Source organism: Amycolatopsis acidicola (genome assembly GCF_007713735.2).
Taxonomy (GTDB): Bacteria; Actinomycetota; Actinomycetes; order Mycobacteriales; family Pseudonocardiaceae; genus Amycolatopsis_E; species Amycolatopsis_E acidicola.
Genome location: NZ_VMNW02000008.1, coordinates 119,592 through 141,628, shown reverse-complemented (window position 1 = coordinate 141,628; position 22,037 = coordinate 119,592). Strand labels below are relative to the sequence as shown.

At 66.9% G+C, this 22,037-nt stretch carries 17 protein-coding genes; 16 read left to right on the top strand and 1 reads right to left on the bottom strand.

Translation table 11 applies throughout. From position 1 onward, the window contains the following. The first annotated feature begins 76 nt into the window (after positions 1-76). From FPZ12_RS08485 to FPZ12_RS08435, 11 genes are all read left to right on the top strand, one after another. On the top strand, positions 77-373 hold the full coding sequence (locus FPZ12_RS08485) for an aldehyde dehydrogenase family protein (protein WP_279537777.1): 297 nt from the start codon (positions 77-79) through the stop codon (positions 371-373). Positions 374-426: 53 nt separating this feature from the next. Then, positions 427-1,098: a GntR family transcriptional regulator gene (locus FPZ12_RS08480; RefSeq protein WP_144754398.1), complete on the top strand. Its 672-nt coding sequence runs from the start codon at positions 427-429 to the stop codon at positions 1,096-1,098. Positions 1,099-1,568: 470 nt separating this feature from the next. Beyond that, complete coding sequence (locus tag FPZ12_RS08475) at positions 1,569-2,618, top strand: PDR/VanB family oxidoreductase (protein ID WP_208025798.1); 1,050 nt, start codon at positions 1,569-1,571, stop codon at positions 2,616-2,618. 100 nt (positions 2,619-2,718) lie between these two features. Further along, on the top strand, positions 2,719-3,888 hold the full coding sequence (locus FPZ12_RS08470; RefSeq protein WP_144754395.1) for an aromatic ring-hydroxylating oxygenase subunit alpha: 1,170 nt from the start codon (positions 2,719-2,721) through the stop codon (positions 3,886-3,888). 153 nt (positions 3,889-4,041) lie between these two features. Then, positions 4,042-5,619 (top strand): APC family permease, encoded by a 1,578-nt coding sequence (locus FPZ12_RS08465; RefSeq protein ID WP_150980226.1) that lies wholly within the window; start codon positions 4,042-4,044, stop codon positions 5,617-5,619. Between the two features lie 102 nt (positions 5,620-5,721). Then, entirely contained in the window at positions 5,722-6,942 is a 1,221-nt protein-coding gene (locus FPZ12_RS08460; protein ID WP_144748484.1) for an MFS transporter, read from the top strand. Next, positions 6,942-7,721, top strand: coding sequence for a hypothetical protein (locus FPZ12_RS08455; protein WP_144748485.1), 780 nt, complete (start codon positions 6,942-6,944; stop codon positions 7,719-7,721). The genes FPZ12_RS08460 and FPZ12_RS08455 overlap by 1 nt, the downstream gene beginning before the upstream one ends. A gap of 65 nt (positions 7,722-7,786) precedes the next feature. Beyond that, a complete protein-coding gene (locus FPZ12_RS08450; protein ID WP_144748486.1) occupies positions 7,787-8,521 on the top strand; it encodes a beta-phosphoglucomutase family hydrolase in 735 nt (244 codons plus the stop codon). After that, positions 8,518-10,908, top strand: coding sequence for a glycoside hydrolase family 65 protein (locus tag FPZ12_RS08445; RefSeq protein WP_144748487.1), 2,391 nt, complete (start codon positions 8,518-8,520; stop codon positions 10,906-10,908). Before FPZ12_RS08450 ends, FPZ12_RS08445 begins: the two co-directional genes overlap by 4 nt. Positions 10,909-11,019: 111 nt before the next feature. Beyond that, on the top strand, positions 11,020-12,690 hold the full coding sequence (locus FPZ12_RS08440; protein WP_144748488.1) for an APC family permease: 1,671 nt from the start codon (positions 11,020-11,022) through the stop codon (positions 12,688-12,690). A gap of 75 nt (positions 12,691-12,765) precedes the next feature. Beyond that, entirely contained in the window at positions 12,766-13,953 is a 1,188-nt protein-coding gene (locus FPZ12_RS08435) for an MFS transporter (protein ID WP_144748489.1), read from the top strand. 52 nt (positions 13,954-14,005) lie between these two features. Here FPZ12_RS08435 and FPZ12_RS08430 read toward each other — a convergent pair whose 3' ends face one another. Beyond that, on the bottom strand, positions 14,006-15,499 hold the full coding sequence (locus tag FPZ12_RS08430) for an aldehyde dehydrogenase family protein (protein WP_144748490.1): 1,494 nt from the start codon (positions 15,497-15,499) through the stop codon (positions 14,006-14,008). 78 nt (positions 15,500-15,577) lie between these two features. Between FPZ12_RS08430 and FPZ12_RS08425 the strand changes: the two genes are divergently transcribed. The 5 genes from FPZ12_RS08425 (at position 15,578) to FPZ12_RS08405 (ending at position 21,947) form a co-directional block, all read left to right on the top strand. Next, positions 15,578-17,176, top strand: a complete 1,599-nt coding sequence (locus FPZ12_RS08425; protein ID WP_144748491.1) for a GMC family oxidoreductase — start codon at positions 15,578-15,580, stop codon at positions 17,174-17,176. Then, positions 17,173-17,667, top strand: a complete 495-nt coding sequence (locus FPZ12_RS08420) for a hypothetical protein (RefSeq protein WP_144748492.1) — start codon at positions 17,173-17,175, stop codon at positions 17,665-17,667. Before FPZ12_RS08425 ends, FPZ12_RS08420 begins: the two co-directional genes overlap by 4 nt. 76 nt (positions 17,668-17,743) lie before the next feature. Next, positions 17,744-18,658, top strand: coding sequence for a dihydrodipicolinate synthase family protein (locus tag FPZ12_RS08415; RefSeq protein ID WP_144748493.1), 915 nt, complete (start codon positions 17,744-17,746; stop codon positions 18,656-18,658). Beyond that, positions 18,655-19,728, top strand: a complete 1,074-nt coding sequence (locus FPZ12_RS08410) for a proline racemase family protein (protein ID WP_144748494.1) — start codon at positions 18,655-18,657, stop codon at positions 19,726-19,728. Before FPZ12_RS08415 ends, FPZ12_RS08410 begins: the two co-directional genes overlap by 4 nt. A 707-nt stretch (positions 19,729-20,435) precedes the next feature. Continuing rightward, entirely contained in the window at positions 20,436-21,947 is a 1,512-nt protein-coding gene (locus FPZ12_RS08405; protein ID WP_144748495.1) for an aldehyde dehydrogenase, read from the top strand. Positions 21,948-22,037 lie beyond the last annotated feature (90 nt).

The window sequence follows — 22,037 nt, the reverse complement described above, 5'->3', positions numbered from 1 at the left end:
CGCTGCGTCCCACGGAGGCTACGCCGGATGTTCCGGCCGAACTGCACAGTGCTCGTGCGCCGAGGGGCGCTCGTGAGTGATTTCGGGTTGCCAAATATCGATGGACGTCGTCCGCGAGAGAACCTTCGGCCCGGTGGTGTCGGTCCTGACTTTCAGTACCGAGCAGGAGACCATCGCGCTGGCCGACAGCACGGACGGCGGTCTCGCTGCCTCGGTGGCCGCGACAAGGGCACGAGGCGTTCGACCAGTACACCGAAATCAAGACGACCTGGTTCTCGCTGGGCAGGGGAGAGCCGTGATCATCGCGGGCCGGCTTTCAGGAAAACGCCGTCGGACGGACGGTCGCGCTCCACCTTGCCGTCGTTACCGGTAACATTTGAGGACGAGTCACGGCGGCTTGGGGCAACCCGTCTGGGAGGAGCGTTCATGACTGTTCAGCCGGCCAGTCAGTTGCAGCGTTACGAGAGCCTCCGCGAGCAGGCGCTCGCCGTGATCCGGAAGGGCCTCCTCGTCGGCGAGATCAAGCCGGGTGAGATCTATTCCGCGGCAGGCCTCGCGGCCACGCTGGGGGTCTCCAACAGTCCTGTCCGCGAAGCGATGCTCACCCTGGTGCAGCAGGGGCTGATGGAACCGGTCCGCAACCGGGGGTACCGCGTCATCCCGGTCAGTGACAAGGACCTGGTGGACATCTACCAGGTGCGCGTCATGCTCGAAGCTCCCGCCATGCGGCAGCTGGCACAGACGGGCAAGGTGTCGCCGAGGGCGAGTGAGTTCGGTGCCCTGGCCGACGACATCGTGCGTGGCGCGCGCCAGGAGGACCTGGTCCTCTACATCGACGCCGATCGTCAGTTCCACCTCGGTTTGCTCGCGATGCTGGGCAACGACCACCTGACCAGCATCGTGGAGAACCTGCGCGACAAGACTCCGCAACGCGGGCTCAGCGAGCTGATCCGGCAAGGACGGCTCATCGAGTCCGCGGAGGAGCACCGGCCGATCCTTGACGCTCTCGTCGCCGGCAACGGCGAGAAGGCCGAGGCGCTGATGCTGGCGCACCTGAGCCACATCCCCGGCGATTGGAACAAGCCCGCCGAGGACTGATCCGTCGTCGAAGGTCCGGCGCCTCGGAGAGCCGAAACCTCGCTATGCCCGCCGGCCGAGCGTCTGGCTTGAGCTGCGCTCGAAAGCCGTAAGTCGCCCAGTGAAGCGGACGGACGCAAAGCTCTATGTAGCATGTTACCGGTTACGTATTGCTTCGAGAAAGGGCTTCTTGTGTGGCCATATGTTTCCGCTGGATGAAGATCTCTCGATCGGCTACGGCCGCCTTCAAGAAGTCCGTCCACTGCCTGGCGGGGAGCGGCTTCGGCTGTGTGTGCTTGAACGATTTGCTGGTGGGAACCAGATTTTAGTAGTCACAAACGACCATCGTCAAGCTTGGCGCGACATCCCCCGGGTGGGCCCCGTCCGCCTGCTGACGCCTCGCCTGCGGGGCGCTCGCCGCAAGATTTCCTCTGGTGTCCCCAGGCGCTCGATGTGTAGTGTTATCGACTACCGGTTACAAGTCACAGACGGTGAAGTTCGTAAGCGATCGAGGCGCAGGCGCGCATCCCAGAGCGAATCGAGGGATTGAAGCGGTGACCATGCTTTCTTCCACGTCCGAGGCGCAGGACGCGCGGGCGCAGGCCGGCTCGGTGCTGCGCGTGGTCGTTCACTCGGTGCACAACGCCTCTTCCGGCGTGCGGGCTCTGATGCTGCGCCCGGAATCGGGCACGTCCCTCCCCGCTTGGGAACCCGGCTCGCACATCGACGTGTACGTGCCGGGGGTTGGGCCCAGGCAGTACTCACTGTGTGGCGATCCCCGGGTGCGCGACGAGTGGACCATCGCCGTGCAGCTCGAGGCGGACGGCCGGGGCGGCTCCAGCTGGATGCACCGCGCGGAACCCGGCCTCGTGCTCGAGGTCGGCGTACCCCGGAACCAGTTCCCGCTCGTCGACGCGGACAGTTACTACTTCATCGCGGGGGGAATCGGAATCACCCCACTGCTGGCGATGGTCAGAACGCTCCCGGAGCACAAGCCCTGGAAGTTGCTCTACGGTGGACGCTCGCTCTCGAGCATGGCCTTCGCGGAGGACCTCAGGACCTACGCCGACGACCGTGTCGTGCTCCACCCGCAGGACACCCACGGCCTCCTCGACATCGCCCAGTTCACCGCACTGCTCGAAGCCGGGGACGCCGTCTACGCGTGTGGTCCGCCCGCCATGCTGCGCGCTGTCGAGGAGCAGTCGGAGAACTGGCCGCGCGGCGTACTCCACATAGAACGATTCGCGCCCCAGGAGCAGCCGGCGTCGCAGTCCGGCTCATTCGAAGTCGTACTTGCGCGATCCAACAAGTCGGTTCGAGTCGAATCCGAAGAAACCATCGTGCAGGCGCTGTCCCGGATCGGGGTCTCGGTGACCACGGTGTGCCAAGAGGGCGTGTGCGGCACGTGTGAAACCGCGGTGCTGCAAGGTATTCCGGAACACCGGGACTCGGTTCTTTCCGAAGAGGAGCGTCTGGAGAGCCAGACCATGATGTTGTGCTGCTCGCGCGCGGTCAGCGAGCGGCTGATTCTCGACCTGTAAGACGCTTCCGGCTCTATTTTCCGCGATTCGTCGTATCACGGAAATTCGGCCGGGGACCGCACATCGCGCCTGTTGTTGAATCACCAGGGAGGACCAGAAAATGTCCACACCAGTATCGCCTGCCACGGACGAGGAGCACGTCTTCTATGTCGGGCCGCCGAAGGACCGCTTCATCGACGCGGACTGGCTTCGGAAGGACGTCAAAGCGGTCTTCCGGCCCCGCTGGCACTTCGCGGGCCACACATCCGAACTCGACGAACCGAACTCGTTCATCACGTACCGGCTGGGTGACGACGAACTCGTCATCACCCGTGGAGCCGACCAGAACTTGACGGCGTACTACAACGTCTGCCCGCACCGGGGGCATCCGATCGTCACCTCCGAGCGGGGGCGTGCCGGCCGGAACCTCATGTGCAACTACCACGGCTGGACGTTCTCCAAAAAGGACGGGGTGTGTCTTTCGGCCACCCGCATGCCGGAAGGAACGAACGTCTCCCAGTGGCGTCTTCAGAACGCCTGGGTCGAGGACTTCCACGGCCTGATCTTCGTGTCGTTCGCCGAGTCCCGTCCCACCTCGGTCGCTGAGCTCGCCGCCGACCTGGTCACGCCCGAGAGTGGCATTCTCGGCTACGACTTCGACCGGATGAAGCTGGCCGCGGTCGAACACATGGAGATCGAAGCCAACTGGAAGGTCGTCAACGAGAACGACCACGAGTGCTACCACTGTGCCCTGAACCACCCGGAGCTGGCCGAGCGCTACGGCGGCGGCGACCCGTTCACCGGGTTCACGGTGGTGGAGGACTTGGACAACCCGCCCAAGCTGTTCTCCGAGGACGAGTGGGCGCTCATCGAGGTCGGTCCCTCCCAGTCGGACTACGTATGCACGGTGCCGTCCCCCCGGGTCAAGGGCGCCGAGCTGGCCGATCCGCCGGATGTGCAGCTGTTCTGGCAGCCGAGTGGGCACCTCACCGTGCTGCGTGACCACGCGTGGCTCTGGAGCATCAAGCCGCTGGGTCCGGAGCGGACGCTGCTCAGCCAGTACTGGTTCGTCGCCGACGCCGCTCAGGAAGGCGTCGACTACGACGTCGAGAAGCTCAAGAGCTTGTTCGACATCACCATGCGGCAGGACAAGGAGCTCTGCGAGAACGTCCAGCGTGGCATGAACACTTCCTCCTACCAGCCGGGGCCGCTCAATCCGCACCACCAGTCGCCGGCGATCGAGTTCTACCGGTGGTATCAGGAATGCCTCGACAACGATCGGAGCGCGTGACCGGCTGCGGTCCACCTCACGACGGGCCCGGGTAACGCCCAGTTCGCGCGTCACCGGCCATCCGATTTCTGCGCCTGCCGCGTTCCGGGACACCGTCCCGGGCCAGCCAGATTTACTCGCTCCGCGTTCGACCGACGCGCTCAGGAGGAAACAATGACCGATGTCGCAGCCGAGGAAGACTCTGAATACCTCGCGCAATTCGGCTACAAGCAGGAACTCGACCGAAGCCTCGGGCGGTTTTCATCATTTGCCGCCGGGTTCAGCTTCGTGTCGATCCTCACCGGCGTCTTCATGCTTTTCGGGTTCGGGTTCGGAGCTTCCGGCCCGGCGTTCTGGTGGTCGATTCCCGTCGTCGCGGGAGGCCAGTTCCTGGTGGCGCTCCTGTTCGCCGAGGTGACGTCCCGGTATCCGCTCGCCGGTGGTGTGTACCAGTGGGCGAAGAACATCTCGCGGCCGTTTCCCGGCTGGATGGCCGGGTTTCTCGTGGTACTGGCGATCTGCGTGGGGTCGGCTCCTCCCGCCATCAGCCTGCAGGTGATCCTCCCGCACATCTGGAGCGGGTTCCAGGTCTTCGGCGGCGCCGACGACATCGGGACGTACGCCACGCCGAACGGCGCGAAGAACGCGGTTCTGCTCGGTGCCATCCTCATCGTCCTGATCACGATCATCAACATCGTGGGCGTGCGGCTCATGGCGCTGCTCAACAACATCGGGGTGTTCACCGAGCTGATCGGGTGCACGCTGCTGATCGTCGTGCTGTTCGCGCACACCACGCGCGGGCCGGGGATCGTGCTGAGCACGGCGGGCGCCGGTGGCGGAACCGCGGGTGTGATCGGGGCGCTGCTGGTCGCCAGCCTGTTCGGGGTCAGCATCTATCAGGGCTTCGACGCGGCTGGGGCGCTGGCGGAGGAGACCGCGGACCCACGCAGGTCCGCCCCGCGCGCCATCCTGCGCGCGGTGGCCGCCTCGGCGCTGCTGGGCTCGCTGCTGGTCCTCGCGGCCCAGATGGCGATGCCCGACATCCTGGGCTCGAACAACCTCGAGCTGATCGCGTCCCAGGGCCTGCCCTACATCGTGCTGGCCACCTTGGGCCCGGTGCTCGGCACCGTGTTCCTGATCTGTGTCGCCGTCTCGATGTGCGCGTGCGCGTTGGCGGTGCAGGCGGCGGGGATCCGGATGGTCTTCGGCATGGCCCGTGACGGCCGGCTGCCCTTCGGTAAAGCGCTCTCCACGGTGAACCCGAAAACCCGCAGCATGATCGTGACGTCGCTGGTGATGGGTGTCATCCCGCTCGGCCTGCTCGTGGTCAACCTCGGCAACTCGCAGCTGTTCAGCACGCTGGCCGCGATCGGGAGCGTGCTCTTCTACATCGCTTACCTGATCGTGACGGTGTCCATGCTGGTCAAGCGGTTCAAGGGGCAGTGGCCGGGGCCCGATCACGGGCCATATTTCAATCTGGGCAAATTCGGGCTCCCGCTCAACATCATCGCGGTGGTGTTCCAGACCATCGTGCTGGTCAACCTCGTGTGGCCTCGCGCCGAGATCTACGGCGACTCGGCCTGGTACTACCGGTGGGGCGCGTTCGTCTTCGTCGGAGTCATGTTCCTTGCCGGCACGGGTATTTACCTGTACCTGGACAAAAAGAACAGGCGGCAGGCCGGCGAGAGCGATGGTGTCGCGCGAGAGCCTCTCACACCGGTCGAGAGGCCTGTCGCTGTCGAGACCGATTAGGCCGAGTACGGGTAGTGCCGGTCCTGCCGGGGCCAACCCCGGCAGGACCGGCACTACCGGTGTGCAGGCCATTCCTGCCGACGATGACGGAGGTGTCCTTCGGTGTCCACAGTGGACGTCGTGAATCTGGCTGATGCCAAGGGCGTACAGACCGTGCGAGCGAAGCGTGCGGTGTACGCGACCTTCGTAGCTCACGGGATTGCCTTTTCGACGTGGGTGTCGCGCGTCCCTTCCGTGCGCGACGCTCTGGGAATTTCCGCCGCCCAGCTGGGCACGCTGCTGTTGGCCCTCGCTGTCGGCGGTCTGGTCGTGCTGCCCTTTTCCGGTCGTCTGGTCGCGGCATTCGGGAGCAGGCGAGTCGTCGTCGCCGGGCCGTCGCTGATGGCCGCGGGGCTGCTCGTGGTGGCCTTCGGGCTACCGGCTGGTCCTGCGGTGGTGGCGGTTGGACTGTTTCTCGCGGGTGTCGGGCACTCGACGTGGGACATCGCGATGAATGTCCAGGCGACGGCGGTGGAACGCCGGCTCGCGCGGCCGCTGATGCCTCGGTTCCATTCCAGTTTCAGCATCGGTGCCGCGATCGGCTCCGGGCTTGCCGCCTTGCTGGTCGCGGCGGGGACCGGGGTCGCGCTGCACTTGATCGCCGTGATGGCGGTGGTCGTCGTGGCCGCGCCGTTGGTGGCCCGGATGTTCGTCCCGGACGGCACCGAGGACGGCGCTGTGGTCTCCTCGACGAACGCGGGACGCCGCTGGTCCGCGTGGCGTGAGCCCCGCACGCTGATGATCGGGGTCCTGGTGTTCGCCTTCGCTTTCGCGGAGAGTGTGGGCAATGACTGGCTCAGCGTCGGTGTCATCGACGGCCACAAGGTTTCCGAAGCGTCGGGCACGACCGCGTTCTGGCTTTTCACCGTGGCGATGACCATCGGCCGGTTCTGCGGCCCGTTCGTCATCGAGAAGTGGGGGCGGGCGAAGGCGCCGCTGGTGTTCGGCGGGCTGACCGTCGTGGGTGTCGTGCTGGTCGCGTTCGGCGGCTCGTTCGTCGTGTCATTGATCGGCGCGGTCGTGTGGGGGCTGGGGATCGCGCTGGGACTGCCGTTGGGGATCAGTGCGGCCGGCGATGATCCCGCGCGCGCTGCCGCCCGGCTGAGCGTCGTCATGTCCATTGCTTACGTCGCGTTTTTGGCCGAGCCCTTGGCCGTCGGCTACATCGCAGACGCGACGGGCACCACCAAGGCGCTCTCGGTCGCGGCGGCGTTGACAGCCGTCGGGCTTTGCTTCACCCCGTCGCTGCGGCGTGAGTCGCGTACCACCGAATCGGAGGGCTGATGCACACGCTCACCCAGTTGAAGGACACCCAGTTCGCCATCCGTATCGAGGGCCGTGACAGTGCTGTCCGGGAGCTCTTCCCCGACTGGCATCGTCATGACCGGTTCGGGCTCGTGATCAACGAGGCGCTGGGCGGGGTAGGTGCCTCGCATTTGCTGCAGCTCGCGATCTGGTCGTACTACGCCGCCGACCAGCGACGCCGGGACGAGCTCAACGTGTACCCGGAGATCTACGCGTTCCACATCGGCGGCGGGCACGGCAGTCACGCGGACTACGACTTCTGGGGCCCACGCCGCGAGGTGATCCTCGGCGACGATCCCAACGAGGTGCTGTGCGCGATCAACGAACGAGGCATCACCCGGCTCGCGGTACCCGACCTCGGCGAACGGCCGGCGGCCGACCTCGATGTCCTTGCCGTCAAAGAAGTGGCCGCGACGCACGACCTCCTCGCATCGGCCTTCGCCTACAGTCCCACCGGCCGGACGCCCCAGGCCGACGTCGAGATCGCCGGTCTCGACCGGCGGACCGAGCAGAACCCCACGAAAGTGCTGAACGCCTTCCGGCGGCCGGCACGAGTCGCCAACCCCGGCCGAGCGCGCCGCCCTCTCAAGGAAGTCGACCCTGTCTTCCAGGCGTACCAGGAACGCCGTGCCGCCGAGCTCAGTCCGTCCGATGTGGAACAGGCCGTCGAACGCCGCGCCCGGATCTCGGAGCAAGGGCTGGCCACGGAGACGTACCGCCGAATCTCCGTGACCACGGCGCTGGAAAGCCTTGGGTGACGTGCCTGTCCACATCAGACACGGGCCGAGTGCGGCCCGGGAACGGCAGCCGGTAGCGTTCGCGCATGACGGGATTACCGGACACCATCACCGCCTGCCTGTTCGATCTCGACGGGGTACTGACCGGGACCGCGGCTGTCCACCGCGAGGCCTGGAAACTGACCTTCGACGAGTTCCTGCGCGAGCGCGACGGCCAGGCGTTCGAGGAGTTCACCGCCAGGGACTACGAAACGTATGTCGACGGACGGCCACGCGCGGACGGCGTGCGCGAATTCCTCAGGTCACGCGAGATCGAGCTGCCCGAGGGCACACCCGACGATGTTCCCAGCGCGGAGACCGTCAACGGGGTGGGCAACCGTAAGAACGAGCTGGTCCTGAAGATGATCGACGAGCACGGCGTGGCCCCCTACCCTGGCTCGGTCCGTTACCTGGACGTGGTCCGGGCGGCCGGGCTGCGGATCGCCGTGGTGACGTCCTCGGCGAACGGTGCGCGGGTGCTCGACGCGGCCGAGCTGAGCCACTACGTCGAAGCCCGTGTTGACGGCGTCACCATCCGCGAACGCGGTCTCAAGGGCAAACCCGCGCCGGACTCGTTCCTGGCCGGTGCTCGGGCACTCGGGGTCGAGCCCGCGCACGCGGCCGTGTTCGAGGATGCGCAGTCCGGCGTGCAGGCCGGAAAGGACGGTGGGTTCGGTTTCGTCGTCGGTGTGAACCGGACCGACCAGGCCGATGAGCTGAGGGCACGCGGCGCGACCATCGTCGTGAACGACCTTGCCGAACTGTTGGAGGAAACCGCATGACCGACACGCGCTACGGCTACGAGTGCGCCCCGTGGGAGCTACGGTGGCACACCCTGGACGTGGATGCGTTGCCGCGCACCGAATCCGCGTTCGCCTTGTCCAACGGCCACATCGGCCTGCGCGGCACGTTGGAGGAAGGGGAGCCGCGGGGGCTGCCCGGCACCTACCTCAACGGCTTCTACGAGCAGCATGAGCTGCCCTACGCCGAGAGTGGCTACGGCTATCCCGAAGAGGGCCAGACCGTCGTGAACGTGACTGACGGCAAGATCCTCCGGTTGCTGGTGGAGGACGAGCCGCTGGACATGCGCTACGGTGCGGCGACCGCGCACGAGCGTGTGCTGGACTTCCGGTCCGGCACGTTGCGGCGTGTCACGGAGTGGTCCTCGCCGACTGGGCGCAGGGTGCGGGTGAGCACGGAGCGGCTCGTGTCGTTCACGCAGCGCGCGGTCGCGGCGATCCGCTACGAGGTGGAGCCCGTGGACGAGGATCTGCAGCTGGTGGTCCAGTCCGATCTGCTGGCCAACGAGCCGATCGAGTCGGACACCAAGGACCCACGGGTGGCGCTGGCGTTGAAATCCCCGCTGGTGGGCGAGTTCCACCACGCCACCGATCTCAACGCGGTCCTGGTGCACCGGACCCGCCGTTCGGAGCTGCGCGTCGCCGCGGCGATGGATCACCAGATCGAGGTGGACAACGGGGTCCACACGCACATCCACAGCGAGGAGGATCTGGCCCGGCTGACCGTCGCGGTGAACGTGCCCAGGGGCGGCCGGCTGCGCATCACCAAGTTCCTGACCTATGGCTGGTCCGCGCAGCGGTCCGTGCCGGCACTGCGCGCACAGGCCGAGTCGGCGCTCGCGGGCGCTCTCCAGACCGGCTGGGATGGCCTTGTTGCCGAGCAGCGCCAGTTTCTCGACGATTTCTGGGCGACTTCGGACATCGAGATCGAGGGCGATCCCGAGCTGCAGCAGGCCGTGCGGTTCGCGCTGTTCCATCTGCTGCAGGCCGGCGCCCGCGGTGAGACACGAGCGATCGCCGGAAAGGGCCTGACCGGGCCCGGTTATGACGGGCACGCGTTCTGGGACACCGAGACGTTCGTGCTGCCTGTGCTCACCTACACGATGCCCGATGCCACCAGGGATGCCCTGCGCTGGCGTCACTCCACATTGGACAAAGCAAGGGAACGTGCGGCACAGCTCGGCCTGCGCGGCGCCGCGTTCCCGTGGCGGTCGATCAACGGTGCCGAGTGCTCCGCCTACTGGCCGGCGGGGACCGCGGGCTTCCACGTGAGTGCCGACATCGCCGACGCCGTGCTGCGGTACGTGGCCGCGACCGGGGACGACGAGTTCGAGCGCACGCACGGCGCCGAGCTACTGGTGGAAACGGCACGTCTGTGGTCGTCGCTCGGCCATTTCGACCACCACGGCCAGTTCCGCATCGACGGTGTGACCGGGCCCGACGAGTACTCCGCGGTGGTGGACAACAACATCTACACCAACCTGATGGCGCGCCGGAACCTCCGTGGCGCGGTGCAGGTGTGCGGGCGCCATCCGGAGGCGGTCGCGGAGTTCGGAGTGGGCAGCGGAGAGCTGGACCGGTGGCGCGCGGCGGCCGACGCGATGGCGCTGCCCTATGACGAGGAACTCGGCTTGCATCCGCAGTCCGAAGGTTTCCTGCAGCACGCTGAATGGGACTACGAAGGCACTCCGCCGGAGTGCTACCCGCTGCTGCTGCACTACCCGTACTTCGACCTCTACCGCAAGCAGGTTTCGAAGCAGGCGGACCTCGTGCTGGCGATGCACTTGTGCGGCGATTCGTTCACCCCGGAGCAGAAGGCGCGCAACTTCGCCTACTACGAAGCGAGGACAGTGCGTGACTCGTCCCTCTCGGCGGGTACGCAGGCGGTCATGGCCGCCGAGGTGGGGCATCTGGAACTGGCCTATGACTATCTCGCCGAAGCCGCCCTGACCGATCTGCACGACCTGCACGACAACGTCCGCAATGGACTGCACATGGCGTCACTGGCCGGGGCGTGGCAGGGCATGGTGGCCGGATTCGGCGGAATGCGCGATCACGGCGAAACGCTCGCGTTCGCGCCGCGGTTGCCGGCGCAGCTCGGCCGGATCGCGTTCCGGCTGACCTTCCGCGACACCCGGTTCGAGGTCGCGATCGACCGCGACCACGCGACCTACCGAGTGCTGGCAGGCAAACCCCTCGACGTGCTGCATCACGGCGATCGCGTCACCCTGACCACCGAACCTCAGCGGTTCTCGATCCCGAAGATCGATGCGGGCGCAGCGCCAGTGCAGCCGCCCGGACGCGCGCCGGTGCGGCGCGACGCCACCAAGATGCGTCAGTTCGGCGGCTGGCGGGCTGAACACAGCTGACCGCGGGACCGAATGAGGTCCTCGGCGGTGTTCCGTTGCCTTGCCCAGCCCGCTTGATAGGGCGGTCAGGGCAACGGAACACCATGGTCGTCACCGCAGACCTTTACTTGTATGTCATATTTTACCCTTGACATGTCATGCTCCACTTGGTGTGCTCTTGGGCGCAGCGTCCACGCCTGCACCGTGGCAGGCGGCACACTTGGAGACACGATGACCGAATCTGCGACCGACGATTCCGACTTCCTGGCGAAGTTCGGCTACAAGCAGGAGCTGGACCGAAGCCTCGGAAAGTTCTCTTCATTCGCGGCGGGCTTCAGCTTCGTTTCGATCCTGACCGGCGTGTTCATGCTCTTCGGCTTCGGGTTCGGGGCTGCGGGCCCGGCGTTCTGGTGGTCGATCCCGATCATCGCGGGCGGTCAGTTCCTCGTCGCTATGTTGCTGGCTGAGCTGGCCTCGCGTTACCCGATCGCTGGGGGCGTCTACCAGTGGGCCAAACAGATCAGCACGCCTTTCGCCGGGTGGAGCGCCGGCTGGCTGATGATCCTGACGATCATGGTCGCGGTCGCGGGCCCGTCAGTGTCGATGCAGATCGTCTTACCCCAGCTCTGGAGCGGTTTCGAGGTCTTCGGGACCTCCGCCGACATCGGCACTTATGCCACCCCCGCAGGCGCGGAGAACGCCGTGCTACTCGGGGCGTGCCTGCTGGTCGTCACCACGATCATCAACATCGTCGGCGTGCGGGTGATGGCGCTGATCAACAACATCGGCGTGTTCACCGAACTGATCGGCTGCTCGTTGCTGATCATCGTGTTGTTCGCTCACACCGAGCGCGGGCCCGGCATCGTGCTCGACACTGCCGGCACCTCCGGCGGCACGGCGGTGGGCCTGATCGGCGTTCTCGCGGTGGCATCCCTGTTCGCGGTGAATATCTACGCCGGGTTCGACGCTGCCGGCTCGCTGGCCGAGGAGACCTCGAACCCACGCAAGTTCGCTCCGCGGGCGATCCTGAGGGCGGTCGCCGCGTCGGTCCTCATGGGAGGATTGCTCGTGCTCGCCGCCCAGATGGCCATGCCCGACATCCTCGGGTCGAACAACGTGGACCTCATTGCCTCGCAGGGGCTGCCGTTCGTGCTGAAGGCGACACTCGGCGACGGGCTGGCGACGGTCTTCCTGGTCGCTGTGGCCATTTCGATGTTCGTTTGCGCGCTGGCGGTGCAGGCTTCGGGTATTCGCATGGTCTTCTCGATGGCGCGTGACGGCCGCTTGCCTTTCGCGAAGACGTTGTCCGCGGTCAATCCGAAGACACGCAGCATGATCGCGGCGTCGTTGCTCGTGGGGGTCGTCCCGATCGGCCTGCTGCTGATCAACCTCGGCAACTCGTCGCTGTTCGCGACCGTCGCGGCACTCGCCGCGGTGACGATCTACATCGTGTACCTCATCCTGACGGTCTCGCTGCTGGTCAAGCGGGTCAAGGGGCAGTGGCCCACACCCGAGCACGGCCCCTATTTCAAGCTAGGGCGGTGGGGCCTGCCGGTGAACGTCATCGCCGTGGTGTTCCAGGTCGTCGTACTGATCAACACCGCCTGGCCCCGCGCCGAAGTCTGGGGTGACGCGGCCTGGTACTACCAGTGGGGTGCCTTCGTGTTCGTCGGGGCCATGGTGCTGATCGGGTGGGCGGTGTACGCCTCGTTGAAGCGGCGAGGGCGGCAAAACGCCGGCGCCGAACACTTCGTGCAGCCTGAAACGCCGACGGCCGCGCAGGAGCGCCGACAGAACGTGTAACTGGATGTGTCCAGCCGAGGTCTCGAGGTTCCGGCCTCGAGACCTCGGCATGTCCGGGGTGGAAGGAAAGCATTGGTGCGGTCGCCGTCCGACGGCCCGGTGAGCGCCGGACGATGGCGCGCCGGGCTGTGCGCGTTCTTCCTGAGCATCGGGATCTCGTTCGCGTCGTGGATCACCAGGACGCCGGACATCCGGGACGCACTCGGTGCCTCGACCGCGCAGATGGGACTGGCGCTGGCCGGGCTGTCGGTGGGCTCGATCGTCGGAGTGACCGCGGCGGGGATCCTGGTCGCCCGGTTCGGGCCGTGGCGGGTGATGACCTCCTCGGCGTTGCTGATGATCGTGGGCCTGCTCGTCATCGCACTGGCGACGGTCCAGGCGAGCACGGTGCTGGTGAGTGCCGGTCTGAGCTTTTTCGGGCTCGGCGTGGGTCTTTCGGAGGTCGCGACCAATGTCGAGGGCGCCTACCTCGAGAGCGTTTCCGGGGTCACGGTGCTTCCGCCATTGCACGGCAGTTACAACATCGGCTCCGTTGTCGGAGGCGTGCTGGGCATCGTGGCGAGCGCGCGGCATGTCCCGGTCCTGCCGCATCTTGGCGGCGCCGGCCTGGTGATGATCCTGGTCGGGACGTGGGCGATGCGGGGCATCCCGGTGCGGCCGGGTAGCGCGGGGGACCGTCCGCGAGTGCGGGCGAGGCCGGCATCGGTCTGGCGCGATCGCTCGTTGCTGCTGATCGGGGTGGTCATTCTCGGCATGGCCCTCGCGGAGGGCACCGCCAACGACTGGCTGCCGCTCATCGCCGTAGACGATTTCGCCGCGTCCAAGCCGATCGCGTCGCTGGCGTTCACCCTGTTCTCGGTCATGATGGCTGTCGGGCGCTTCAGCGCGGGCCCCTTGCTGCGTGCGCTTGGGCGGGTGAACGCCATCCGCCTGACCGCCACGACCGGCGCGCTCGGAATCGTCGTCGTCACGCTCGCACCGAGCCTGGCAGTGGCGGTCGTGGGTGTCGTGCTGTGGGGATTCGGGGCTTCTCTCGGGTTTCCCGTGGCGATTTCGGCGGCGGGAGACGACCCGGCTCGGGCCACGGCCCGGGTGACCGTGGTGACCATGGTCGGCTATGTGGCGTTCCTGGCAGGTCCTCCGCTGCTGGGTCAGCTCGGGCAGGAAGTATCGCTGCGCAACGCCATCGTGGTGACCGCGGGCGCCGTGGTGATCGCGGGACTGTGCGCACCCGCGCTCAGGAAAACCCGGCAGCACGTCTGAAGCCCCGCTGGGTTCCGGGCAGTGGCCGCACCGGAACCCAGCGGGGGAGTGGTCAGGGCTTGCCCTGGAAGAAGGGCTCGCGCGGCACGGTCCGGAACGCGATCGTCTTCACCTCGGTGAAGTCGTCGAGGCCCGCCTGGCCCTTCTCCCGGCCCATGCCGCTGGACTTGGCGCCCCCGAAGGGAAGCTGGGGCTGTCCCTCCAGGGATGTGTTGATCTCCAGCGTGCCGGTGCGCACACGGGATGCGACGTCGAAGGCGGTGTGCATGTCCGCCGTCCACACGCTTCCGGCGAGCCCGTAGTCCGAGTCGTTGGCAAGGTCAATCGCTTCTTCGACTGTCGAGAACCGGGTCACTGTCAGCACGGGGCCGAAGATCTCTTCCCGGAACACCCGGGTGTCCCGCCCGACCCGGTCCAGGATCGTGGGCCGGAACCACGGGCCGTCCTCGTCGCCATCGCCGCGTCCCGGGCCGCCACACAGCGCCACGGCGCCTTCCTTGACGGCAAGTTCGACATAACCGGCGACGACCTCGAAGTGTCCGGGGGACAGCAGCGGGCCGACGTCGGTGGCCTCCGATCGCGGGTCGCCCAGTGTCAGCGACGCGGCACGGCGCGAGAGCCGTGCCAGAAAGTCGTCAGCGACCGAGTCGTCCACGAGCAGCCGGGACCCGGCGCAGCAGACCTGCCCCTGGTGCATGAAGATCGAGAACATCACGCCCTCGACGGCCTGGTCGAGGTCGGCGTCGGCGCACACGATCGCGGCGGACTTGCCCCCGAGCTCGAGGCCCATCCGCTTGAAGTTGACCTTCTGGCCGTCGAGAATCCGGCGGCCGGTCGCCGTCGAACCGGTGAACGAGATCATGTCGACGTCCGGGCTGTCGACCAGGACCTGGCCGACGGGGTCGCCGTATCCGGTCACCACGTTGAGCACGCCGTCCGGCAGGCCTGCCTCGGTGGCCAGTTCGCTCAGCCGGACCGCGGTGCCGGAGGTCAGCTCGGACGGCTTGACGACCACGGAGCAGCCGGCCGCCAGCGCGAACGGGACTTTCTGGGCGTAGATGATGGTCGGGAAGTTCCAGGGGACGATCGCCCCGACCACGCCGACCGGCTCGCGCACCACGAACGCGGACAGGCCGTCGCGGATACCGGGGTACGCCTCGCCGTGGTGCTGCAGGCACAACGCGGCGGCGTAGTCGATCAGCTCCACGGCGCCGTTGACGTCGCCGCTGGCGACCCGGATGGTCTTGCCGGCTTCGGCGATCTCCAGGTCGACCAGCTCGTCCGCGGCGGCTTCCACGAGCCGGGCCCACCGGCTCAGCACCTTGGCCCGGTGCGCCGCCTCGGCGCGGGCCCAGACACCGGAGTCGAACGCCTTCCGCGCTGCCTCCACCGCGTCCGCCGCGTCCCGCGCGGTGCCCTCGGCGAAGGCCGAGACCACCTGGCCGGTAGCCGGGTCGACTCGCTCGATCGTGTGCTCCGACGGGCGCGCGGCACCGTCGATCCAATGATGGAACCGGCGCGGGCCGGATTGGCGAGCAGTGCTCATCGGTCACCCTTCCTTGAGTCAACTTCCGCGAGTACTATACGACCGGTCATATGTAAAACACTACTAGGAGGCGCCGGAATGACGACCGGACCGTCAGACAGGACCACCGTCGTTGTCGTGGGCGCCGGCCCTTCCGGGGCTGTCATGTCCCACACGCTGGCGACGGCGGGCATCGACGTGGTTTGCCTGGAACAGGGCGACTGGCTCAACCCGAGCGATTACGCGGCGAACCACCGGATGTGGGAGCTCGTCGCCAGGACGCACTGGGGCCTGGAACCGAATGACCGCCGCAACCTCGCCGACTACCCGCTCGAGGTGAGCCAGACCGACCTGCCGCCCTCGATGTACGCCGCGGTGGGAGGTTCGACCATCCACTTCGGCGGCTTGTGGCCCAGGCTGGTGCCCTCGGACCTGCGTGTCCGCACAGTGGACGGGATCGCCGACGACTGGCCCATCTCCTACGACGACCTGCTGCCGTTCTACAACGAGACCGACCAGTTCCTCGGAATCGCGGGCCTGGACGGAGACCCGGCCTACCCGGATGGCCAGGAGTTCCCGCAGCCGCCTCATCCACTGGGCAAGGCCGGTCGCCGGGCCGCCGAAGGTCTCAACAAGCTGGGCTGGCATTGGTGGTACGGGGCCAACTCGATCCCGACCCACAAACACGGCGACCTGGCCGCCTGCGTTCGGTGGGGAACCTGCGTGCAGGGCTGCCCCGAAGGCGCGAAGGCCTCGTTCGATCTCGCATACTGGCCGGCGGCGATCCGCGCCGGTGCCCAGCTGCGCACCGGCGCGCGGGTCAGCCGGATCATGACCGGCCCGGATGGCAAAGCCTCCGGCGTGCGCTACATCGACCAGGGCGGCCGGGAGGTCGACCTCGCCGCGGACCACGTCGTGCTCTGCGCGAACGGTGTCGGCACCGCGCGGCTGTTGCTGATGTCGGAACTCGCCAACTCCTCCGGGCTGGTGGGCAGGAACCTGATGCTCCACCCGAACTCGATGGTCCTCGGTTACTACGACGACGACCTGGAATCCTGGCGCGGCCCGCTCGGCGCGGCGATCAGTTCGATGCAGTTCTACGAGACCGACCTGGAGCGGGGGTTCTACCGCGGGATCAAGATGCACGCCTCGACCGCGCCCGGTCTGATCAACAACGGGGTGGAACCCCATCGCAGTCTCGGGTTCGACGAACTGTGGGGCCCCAAGTTCCACGACGTCGTCCGGGATTCGCGCAACGCCATCCTGTGGGCGTGCAACATCGACGATCTCCCGGAGGAGTCGAACCGGGTCGTGCTGGACCCGAGCCGGACCGACAGTTCGGGCCTGCCCGCCGCCAAGATCGAATACCGGTTCAGTGAGAACACGCTCAAGATCCGCGAGTTCGCGCTGGCCCGGATGATCGAAGCGCACGAGGCGAGCGGTGCCAAGAAGGTGCTCCCTATCGCCGACATGCCGGGGGAGCCCGGACACCTGCTCGGCACGGCCCGGATGGGCCTGGACCCCGCGCGCTCGGTCGTGGACCCCATGGGGCGCGCGCACGATGTCCCCAATCTCCGGATCGCAGACGGAAGTATTTTCGTGACCGGCGGTTCGGCCAACCCCACGACGACGATCGTCGCGCTCGCTTTGCGCATCGCGCGTGATCTGACCGAGGAGATCGAAGGAATCCCGGCATGACCAGCACCCACCACGACGGCATCACCCGGCTTTCGGCGCCGGTGGTTCGCAAGACCGCCCGCCGCTCACTCACCGCGGAGGAAATGGCCGACCTGCGCCGCGTCGCGGCCGTGCTCATTCCCAGCGACGGCGACGGCCGTCCCGGGGGCGACGAGGTCGCCGCGTTCGACGACTACGTGACCGAAGCCCTCGCGATCCTCGACCCCGTGCTCGACAATGTGGCCGCCGCGCTCGCGGCGATCCACGACGTGCCCACCGGGGAACTGTTCAGCGCGCTGCGGCAGCTGGACTCCGGCTCTCCGCACCTGTTCCACCCGCTGTCCCTGCTGGTCACGTCCGTCTACCTCTACTCGGCCGAGATGGAAGCCGAACTCGGGTACCCGCATCCCCACCGCAACCCGCCGGATTTGTCCGAGGCGGCCGACGAGATCGAAGGCGGCATCCTCGACCCGGTCATCGCCCGCGGGTCGATCGTCCGACAGGTGCCATGACCGCGCCTCGGTGGCGCCAGGTCCGGCCGAGTAGTACGTTACATATTATCGATTGCAATGAGGTTTTGGAGGAATCATGCCCTTTTCCGGGGTTATCTCGGCGATGATCACGCCGTTCACCGAGGATGGCGAGAAGGTCCACGGTGATTCCCTGGCCGCCCTCGTGGAGCAGGGAATCGCGGACGGCATTTCGGGCTTCGTGCCGTGCGGGGGCACGGGTGAGTTTCCCGCGTTGAGCGAGGACGAGCGGCGGGCCGTCATCGAAGCGACCTGTTCGCAGGTCGCGGGCCGGGTGAAGGTCGTTGCTCAGGTCGGGGCTCCCTCCACTCGCGCGGCGGTGGCCAACGCCCGCCACGCCGAGCAGTCCGGTGCCGACGCCATCATGGTCGCGACGCCCTACTACGAGCCGTTGGACCTCGACGGCGCGTTCCGCTACCTGGAGAAGGTCGCCGAGTCGACCTCGCTGCCGATCTGCGTCTACAACCACCCGCCGGCCATGGGGGTGACCTGGGGGCGTGAGTCGCTGGCGCGAATCAAGGACCTGATCCCCACCGTGGAGATCGTCAAGGACTCGAGCGGGGACTTCGCGTCCCTGACCTCCCTGCTGCTCGACCCCATCCCCGGGGTCGACGTGTTCGTCGGCGAGGACATTCTCGTCCCGCCGGCGTTCCTGACCGGAAAGGCCGGGGCCATCGTCGGCGCGGCCAACTTCCTGACTCCCGGCTTCGCTGCCTTGCAGCGCGCGGCCGAGGCCGGGGATGCGGCCAGGGCGTACGAGATCTGGCACGGAATCCTGCCGCTCATCAACGCGGTGATCAGCGGTCCCTACAACGGGGCCGTCAAAGCGGTGTGCGGCATTCTCGGTCTCCAGGTGGGTCCCATCCGAGAGCCTTACCTCTCGCTCGTTCCGTCCGAAGTGGACGCACTGAAGGCTGTCGTCGAGGCCACGGACCCGGCGTACCTCTCCGACTTCCGAAAGGCCGCGGCATGATCATCAACGTCGTCGACGCCCACTCCTCCGGGGCGCCGTGCCGGATCGTGGTGGGCGGCCTGGAGCCGCTCAACATCACCGGCGAGACGATGCTCGACAAAAAGAAGTACGTCGAGCAGCACCACGACTGGCTGCGGACATCGCTTCTGCAGGAACCCCGCGGTCATCCCGCGCTGAACGCCGACCTGGTCGTGCCGCCTTGCGACCCGACCGCCGACGTCGGACTGGTCATCATCAACCAGCGGCCGATCTACCCGGTGATGTCCGGGGGCAACATCCTCTGTTTCGTGTCCTCCATCCTCGAAGCCGGCGTGGTGCCCATCGACCAGACAACGGACATCACCACCGTGCGTGTCGACACGCCGGCCGGAATCGTTGTCGCGCACGCGAAATGCTCCGGCGACCGGGTTGAACACGTGACCGTGGAGAATGTTCCGTCGTTCGCCACGCATCTCAACCATCAGCTCGAGGTGCCGGGGCTGGGCACGCTGACCGTCGACGTCGCCTACGGCGGGATGTTCTACGTCATCGTGTCCGCCGACGACCTCGGGCTGACCATCGATCCGGAGAACGCCTCGCGGATCGTGGAACTGGGCGAACGGGTGCGGAACGCGGCGGTTTCCTCGGTCACGGTGGAAAACCCGGCTGCCACGGGCTTTTCCTCGGTCGATGCGGTGCTGGTCGCCAGTGCCCCGCGCTCGGGCGACAACCACGGCCGGTCCGCGGTCGTGATGCCCATGCTGCCTGGGCCGCCGCGGTTTCCGGCCGGGGTTCAGGGCCTCATCGACCGCTGCCCTTGCGGCACCGGCACTTCCGCCCAGGTCGCCGCGCTCGTCGCGAAGGGCGAGCTGGCACTGGGGGAGGAGTTCCGGCAGGAGAGCATCATCGACGAGGTGTACAGCGTGCGCGCGGCGCGTGAAGCCGTCGTCGGCGAGCACAAGGGAATCGTTCCCGCCCTGACCGGGTCGGCCCACCTCATCGCGAAGTCGGAGATCTTCGTCAGCGACGACGACCCGCTACGACACGGCTTCACCGTGGGAGACATCTGGCCCGGCGCAGTGCGCGCCTAGTGTCTCGTGATCTTGTGGTCTTTACGCGCGGGTGTGTTTGCCTGCCAGGGCGCCGAGTTGGCCCCTGGCGTCGCCGAGTTGGCTCCTGGCGTCGCCGGGTTGGCCCGGGGCGTCGCCGAGTTGGCCGGCCGCTGCCGCCGTGGGCAAACTCAGCGACCGGACCGGCAAAATCAGTGACGCAGCGGGCAAACTCACCGACCGCACGGGCAAACACGGCAACGTAAACCGGACAGGGTCACGAAACACCAGTGGCGTCCTCAAAGCCTCATTCGCGCTCTTGGCGCCCAGGCGGCCCCTGGCGGGCACCGCGGATTCACCCGAGTACAACCCGGTACGAGGGCGAACCCCCGGCACCGCCAGGAACCACCTGGATCACCAAGCCCATCGACCAGGCTTTGAGGACACCCCCTAACGTCCGCCCGCGGTGGATCTCCAACCTCGACGCGCGGGTCCATTCAGGACGGTCGTACTTACATCTCGATCACACGGCCAAGACAGTGACGGGGCAGCGCGAAACACTGCTGCCCCGTTCGGCATGCCCGGACGTCTCGAAGTTCGACATCGAACAGTGGGACGCGTAGTGAGGTCATCAGCTCAGTAACGCCACGCAAGCTCTCGCCAAACCGCGCCGTAGGTGTTATGTTACCCATTACCCGATGGGATGTACAAATGTACGTCCTTCGTTTCTAGACCGGGAGACTGCATAGATGACATCTGCGGCCGCGCCAGAGCGAGTAGTGGACTTCCGCGAATTGGCTCGCGGCGTTCGCTTCGAGACCAGGCTGTTCATAGACGGCGAGTTCCGGCATGCCGAGGGGCGCGCGACCTTCGTGACCGCCAATCCGGCGACCGGTGAGAAGCTGGCTGACGTCGCGCAAGCGTCGCCTGCCGATGTCGACGACGCGGTGTCCGCGGCACGGCGCGCGTTCCGGACCGGTCCGTGGCGTCGTATGTCGCCCGCCGAGCGAAAAGCGGTGCTGCTCAGGTTCGCCGATCTGATCGAGGAGAACCGCGTCGAGCTGGCTCTGATCGAGTCACTCGACAACGGCAAGCCGGTGCACGACGCGATCACCGGAGACCTGCCCGGAACGCTGGGGCTGATTCGCTGGCACGCGGAGGCGATCGACAAGATCTACGACCAGATGTCGCGCACCGCCGAGGACAAGGTCTCGATGATCACGCGGCAGCCTATCGGGGTCGTCGCGGCCGTCATCCCGTGGAATTTTCCGTTGGAGATCACGGCGAACAAGATCGCACCGGCCCTGGCTTCCGGGAACTCGCTGATCATCAAGCCTGCCGAGCAGACGCCGCTCAGCATCCTCCGGCTAGCCGAGCTGGCCGCGGAGGCCGGGATTCCCGCCGGAGTCCTGAACGTCCTTCCCGGACTCGGCGAGGTCGCCGGACAGGCACTCGGGCGGCACCCCGACGTCGATTGCCTCAGCTTCACCGGTTCCACGGAGACCGGCCAGCTCCTGCTGCAATACGCGGCCGAGTCGAATCTGAAGCGGGTCTTCCTCGAACTGGGTGGGAAGAGCCCCGTCATCGTCATGGACGATGTCGACGACCTGGAGCCGATCGTCAAGGAGATCGCCGGGGGCATCATCTACAGCCAGGGGCAGATCTGTTCCGGCGGCTCCCGTCTTCTCGTTCAACGCGGGGTGAAAGACCGTGTGCTCCAGGCGCTCGTCGAGGAGTTCTCGAACTGGACGGTCGGGGACCCGCTCGACGAGAACTCGAAGATCGGTGCCTCGATCAGCCCCGCGCATCTCGAGCGAGTACTGCGTTACGTCGAGCTTGGCAAGTCCGAAGGGGCCTCCCTCGTACTGGGCGGATCCCGGCTTCATGAGGACTCGGGCGGCAGCTTCATGCAGCCGACGATTTTCGACGGCGTGCGCAACGACATGCGCATCGCGCGGGAAGAAATCTTCGGGCCGGTGCTGACCGTGACGACGTTCGACACCGAGGACGAGGCCGTCGAGATCGCGAACGACACCAGGTACGGCCTCGCGTCACAGCTCTACACCAACGATCTCCACCGCGCGCACCGGATCGCCAAGGCGATCGAGGCCGGCACGGTATCGGTCAACTGCTTCTCCGAGGGCGACGAGGCGGTGCCGTTCGGCGGGTGGAAACAGTCCGGCTTCGGTGGCCGTGAAAAATCGTTGATGGCACACGACATCTACACCGAGACCAAGGCGATCTGGATCCAGCTTCGCTGATCGCGACATCGTCGCGGGCCTGTCCAGGACCAGCGCCCCGGGGCGCACGCGGCGGATCTCCACAACAGTGCGTAGGGTTGCCCACCGTCC